This window comes from Candidatus Latescibacter sp. (genome assembly GCA_030692375.1).
Taxonomy (GTDB): domain Bacteria; phylum Latescibacterota; class Latescibacteria; order Latescibacterales; family Latescibacteraceae; genus JAUYCD01.
On record JAUYCD010000177.1, the window covers coordinates 1 to 5,583 of the forward strand.

Below are 5,583 nucleotides of genomic sequence, written 5' to 3' on the forward strand. Positions count from 1 at the left end.
TTGCATAAGCTGTGAAAATACCGTATTTCTAATCATGGGCAATCCTCCTGTTCTGTATCGATTAATGGTATTTGTCTACCTAAATATATACAGAATAAGGACATTGCCCATTTCTATTTTATTTTAACCGGACACTACTGATTTGAACTATTTTGTCATTATTTAGTTAAAAGTATTATACTTACCTGTAAAAACGTGTTATATTCGAATTATACAGCTTGCGAAATAAAGGTTAATCATTTGGCCCCTGACACAAGTTCTTGGGAGAGGTATCCATAATTTTGGGTGCCTTTTTCATGTATATTCGTTAAACTATTTTAGGATACCAAATGTCGAATCATAAGTTGTGAGACAAATTCTTACCATTTCGACGTTCAGAGATACTTAGTTCAATATCTGTTGTTATGCATGACGACATATTTTATTTCGTTTTTTTTCAAAATAGATGCCGAAACAAGTTCGGCATGACATGTGTCATCCTGAACTCGTTTCAGGATCTATACACTCAAAACGTGCGCAATATTTTATGTCGTCATGTATATGAAGTAATTTACTGTATTTTTCAGTTTTGCAGTTGCTTTTCACCATTAATTACCAGAGGAGTTGCTTCATGTTCGATCGGAGAGAGTTTATAAAAACAGCAGCCGCAGCGGGCAGCCTGGGACTTGTTCAGCCCATTCAGGCTCTCGCTTTACGAAATCAGACTTCCGCAGGATTCTTCAGAGTGCATCCATTTGTGGACTCCAATCCGGAAGCGGTTTTCATCATGAAAACCAATGTGGATGTAAAAACCAATCACGATGCGGTGAAATCGGCTGGAAAAGCGCTTGCTACTTCGGTGCTGGTTCCCAGCGACAGCGGCGTCCCTCTCACCAATTTGTTCCCTATAAAACCCAATATAACCTATGTTACCTGGACCGGCCCACCAGCCCAGGATGCGGAATATCGCATGGGCGTCATCACCGATCCCTGGTTTGTTGAGGGTATCATTGAGAGATATAAAAGCCTTGGAGTAGCCGGAAATCAGATAACCGTACTCGATGTGTGGAATGATGACACCAACAGGAAACTGAACGGTTACGCGGACATGACCCAAAGGCAGGGTGTGAATATGAACCCTGGAATTACAACTCTCGCCGCCCTTGGTTCGAATCTCATTACCTGGGTGGATGCACCAAACGGTGTTTATTTCCGAAAAATACCCTACATTTATCCTGTAAATGCCCCCAATTCCTGGCTCCTCGATGTATCCAAGTTCAAAGCCCATGGCATGGGAATCACTTTATGCTGCAAGAACATCCAGGGAACCATCGCGAAAAGCTATCAAGAACATTGCAGTCGATACGATGCCAAAATGAGTATTGATTTTGCCAATGCAAATCCTAATTGGAGCCCAGACATCGGGGCAAATTATACCCGTCACAAAACAGCCGGCATTCCCAGGTGGGACAAGCCTGGCACCAGCGGCGGCATCTGGATGGAGACCTGGGCCAGCCGCTGCCTGGATAACAATTCAGTTACCAAATCGGGACTGCATGTCATTGAGGGCGTTTATGGCCGCGACGGAGATGGTTTCCTCAACGGTCCGAATAAAGGAACGAAACTTGCAAGCGGCGAAGCCTGGGATTACATGTCGAATATCATCATCTTTGGCAAGAACCAGTTCAATGTGGACATAATCGGCCACTGGATGGCAGGTCAGGAGCCGGGAAACTTCGGCCTCTTCCATATCGCCAAGGAGCGCGGACTGACCAACCGTTTGAATCCGGCTAACATTCCTGTTTACGAGTGGAAAGCGGACGGAACAGCCACCCTCACTCCACTCAAGAATTTTACCCGTACTCCGCTTTTGACCTATTACCTACAAAAAGATTACAGCGGTGGAACGGAAGCCAAGTATCACCTGGTCAACGAGCCGTTTACCTATGCGCCTGAAACTACTGTGGTTGAGGAAATTGATCGTCCGCAGGCGTTTTTGCTGCATCAGAACCGGCCGAACCCGTTCAACCCGAACACCTCTATTCAATACGACCTTCCGAAGGCAGGGAATGCACGGCTCGAAGTGTTCAACGAGCAGGGACAGCTTGTCGAGGTGCTGGCGGACGGATACACCCAGGCCGGCAGGCACATGGCTGTCTGGAATACCCAAAACCGGGCTTCCGGTACATATTTCTACCGTTTCCTTTACGGCGGATACAGCGAAACGAAGAAGATGCTCCTGCTGAAGTAATCAAATGGCGAAGAGCAATGACAAAAGGCATCCCGAACACGGATGCCTTTTTTTATGACGATTGATTTACTGCATTTCTTTATGGAACAGATGCCGAAACAAGTTCGGCATGACACGTGTCATCCTGAACTCGTTTCAGGATCTAAACACTCAAAACATGCGCAATTATTTATGTCGTCAAGTTGAGTTTCCTTAATCCCTCATCTTTTTAAACAGCGGCGTTGTTCCCCACCAGTGCATGAGGAGGGGAATAGCAAACAGGTTGACAAAAATGGCGAAGGTCAGACCGCCCATGATGGATATTGCCATGTTCTGGATAATCTGCGTTCCCGTTCCCAGCGCCAGCGCCACCGGCAGCAGGGCGAAGACATTAGCCATCATGGTCATGAAAATGGGCCGGAACCTGGTTTTTACCGCATTCAGGATGGCATCTTCTTCACGGTCGAAAGCCTTTCGCTGCATCAGGTAGTAATCAAATATGAGAATGTTATTGTTGATGACGATGCTGAGCACGATAAGCATGCCCATGAACGCGGTGATATCGAGCGGTTTGCCGGTCACCAAAAGCCCGGTGAAAACACCGAGAAGGGTGAGAACGAGGCCGATGAGGATAATAAACGCCAACCGCAGGCTCCCGAACTGGAACATGAGCGCAGTAAACATAATAAGAATGGATAAAAAAACCACCAGAACCATCTCCCGGAAGGAACTCTGCTGCTCACGGTAGAATCCGGCGATTTCCGGTGTGATGTCCTGCGGTAGATTGAGTTTTGTTAGAGCAGCGCGCACCCGCTCCACCGCAAGCGTCATGTCATTCCCCTTGAACCGCACCGCTATAATGGAAACCGGGGACAGATCATAGTGGGTGATTTCAGGGACATTCTCCGTAATTCCCACATCCGCCACATATCGCAAAGGAACCTGGCGTTGGTTTTTTGGGGAATAAACCGTCAGGGAATTCCGGAGATACTCGATGGGGTCCTTGTCAGGACTCTCCGTGATAACCCGCATACCGATAATTTTCTCACCTTTAATGACATCACCGATCACTGTTCCCCAGTACAGGGAGTTTATCTGCGCGGATAGAGCGTTGATGTCGATGCCGTAAAGGGCTTCGGCGTCAGATTTCAGCTTGACCCCTATGAACGGAGAGGCGTAAGTGGTTTTCAGATTTACCTCTTCCAGTTCTTTCACATCTCTCAGTGCATCACGAACTTTTTCGCCCCAGATGATCAGCTTGTCTGGGTCAGCGCCATAAAGGAGAACAGTGATGGGAGATTCCTCTCCCAAAATATCTCCCAACCGGTCCTCCAGTACCATAGGAATGTCAAATTCCAGAAAATTGGGATATCGGGCGCTGATACGGGCGTACAGGTCATCTCGTATCTCGTAAATGGATCGTTTTCTCTCCTTATTCATGGTAACCAGGAAATCAGCGATGTTGGCCTGTTCCGAGATGTGGCCGAGTGCGGTTCCGATCCGCAGTGTCCACCCTTTTACTTCCGGAACACTGTCTATGATCTTACCGATGTCCCGGAATTCACGGTGACTCTCTTCCAACGATGTCCCGACCGGGAGGGCGATATCGACCACAAAATTCCCTTCATCCCACTTCGGCAGGAAAGTAGCGGGCAGATTTTTGTAAAGGAGAAAACTGATCAGAAATCCGAACAGTACGATGGGCACCGATATCCAGCCCCTTTTGAAAGAGCGCTGCAAAAATCCGATATACCTTTCCGCGAGGGTATCAGACCAGCGGGTTTTCTCTTCGGACGGGGTCTCGGGAAGAGAGAGATAGGCGATTATAGGGGTCAGGAATATGGCGAGAATCTGGGAAATGATATAGGTGGATATGAGCACGAAAGCCAGTTGTTTGAAGAAGACGCCAACCACGCCGGACACCAGGAGCAGGGGAAGGAAAATAGAGATGGAGATCAGGGTAGCCACAGTCATGATGGGAAGAATTTCCCGAGAGCCCTCGATTACCGCCTCGAGCTTGTTCCCGGTTCTCCGGTAATGACGTTCGATGTTTTCGATGATAATCACCAGGTGATCAATAAGACCCCCCACGGCGGCGGCCATACCTCCCAGTGAGAAAATATTAAAATCGTACCGGGCGATTTTTATACCGATGATGGTCACAAGAAATACGATCGGAACGATGAAAATAAGGAACAGGGAAAGCTTTTTTTTCCGGAGAAAAAGGAACACGATGAGAGCAGCGATGAGCGTCCCGAGCAGAATGGCTTCCATGACACTGCGTATGGCCTCTCCGATAAAATCGGTTTCATCATAGTACTTCCTGATATGCATGTTCTGCCCGGAGAGGGTTTTGTTGAACTCGGCTATCTTCCTGTCAACTTCTTTCACTACCTCTCTGCTGTTGCCGTTCTGCTGCCGGATAATGTTGAACACCACCGAGTTCTTGAATCCGCTGGCGGCGGTCATGGCGGTCGTGGGAGCATGATCCTCTACGGTCAGGGCGATGTCGGAAAGGGAAACATATTGGCCGTTCGGCAAAGGTATCTTGAGGTTCGGAATATCATCGATGCTCTCGGGCTTTTGATAGAGGGAGACCACATACTGCTTCTTGTAATCCCGGATCAGTCCCAGAAAATCGATGGTATTCTGTTCTTTCAGAAACTGCTCGACAAAATCGATGGAAAGGTTGTAACTTTTAATCTTGTCATTGTTCAGGACAATCTTGTATTCGGTGTACTGGGGACCTCGAATTTCCACATTGTAGATTCCCTTGATGGAAAGCATTACGGGCCGGAGCTGGTAATACAATGTCTCGGTCAAGCGGTTGCGCGGCACGGTTTCCGAGCCGATGGCGTACATGGCTATGGGGAACCGTGAAGGAGTGGCCTGCAGGATCGAGACACGGGCTTCGGGAGGGATTTCGTTTTTTATCTCAGCCATCCGCGCCTGAACGAACTGATAAGCGAGGTAGGGATCGGTGCTCCAGTCGAAATAAACGTTTATTTCGACTGCGCCGACCGAAGTGTTGGAGATGACCCGTTCCACTCCCTGGATGGTCTTTATACTCTCTTCAGCGGGCTTGGTAACCTGGAAGAGCATCTGCTTGATGGGAGCATAGCCGTTTTCGATGGTTACCTGCACCCGGGGGAAGATGACATTTGGGAAAACCCCCTGGGTAATGCCGCCGGATAGGTGATACCCCACCGCCGCCAGCATAAATATCAGCAGGAAAATGGCTATCTTGTTTTTCAGGAGATAGAGTAAAAAGGTATCGCGCATGGGGGGCCTTGTATGTTTAGATCCTGAAACGAGTTCAGGATGACACGTGTCATGCCGAACTTGTTTCGGCATCTATTTTGAAAAGAAACGCA

Annotated in this window: 2 protein-coding genes; one reads left to right on the forward strand and one right to left on the reverse strand. The window is 48.1% G+C overall.

The features are described from left to right. Positions 1 to 610: 610 nt before the first annotated feature. Complete coding sequence (locus tag Q8O92_10605) at positions 611 to 2,230, forward strand: DUF362 domain-containing protein (protein ID MDP2983765.1); 1,620 nt, start codon at positions 611 to 613, stop codon at positions 2,228 to 2,230. A gap of 192 nt (positions 2,231 to 2,422) precedes the next feature. Here the strand turns inward: Q8O92_10605 and Q8O92_10610 are convergent, their stop codons facing one another. Next, positions 2,423 to 5,491 (reverse strand): efflux RND transporter permease subunit, encoded by a 3,069-nt coding sequence (locus Q8O92_10610; GenBank protein MDP2983766.1) that lies wholly within the window; start codon positions 5,489 to 5,491, stop codon positions 2,423 to 2,425. Positions 5,492 to 5,583: the final 92 nt, after the last annotated feature.

Excerpts from the sequence above, each read along its gene's own strand:
- Q8O92_10610 (MDP2983766.1), bottom strand. The coding sequence starts at position 5,491 with ATGCGCGATACCTTTTTACTCTATCTCCTGAAAAACAAGATAGCCATT.
- Q8O92_10605 (MDP2983765.1), top strand. The coding sequence starts at position 611 with ATGTTCGATCGGAGAGAGTTTATAAAAACAGCAGCCGCAGCGGGCAGC.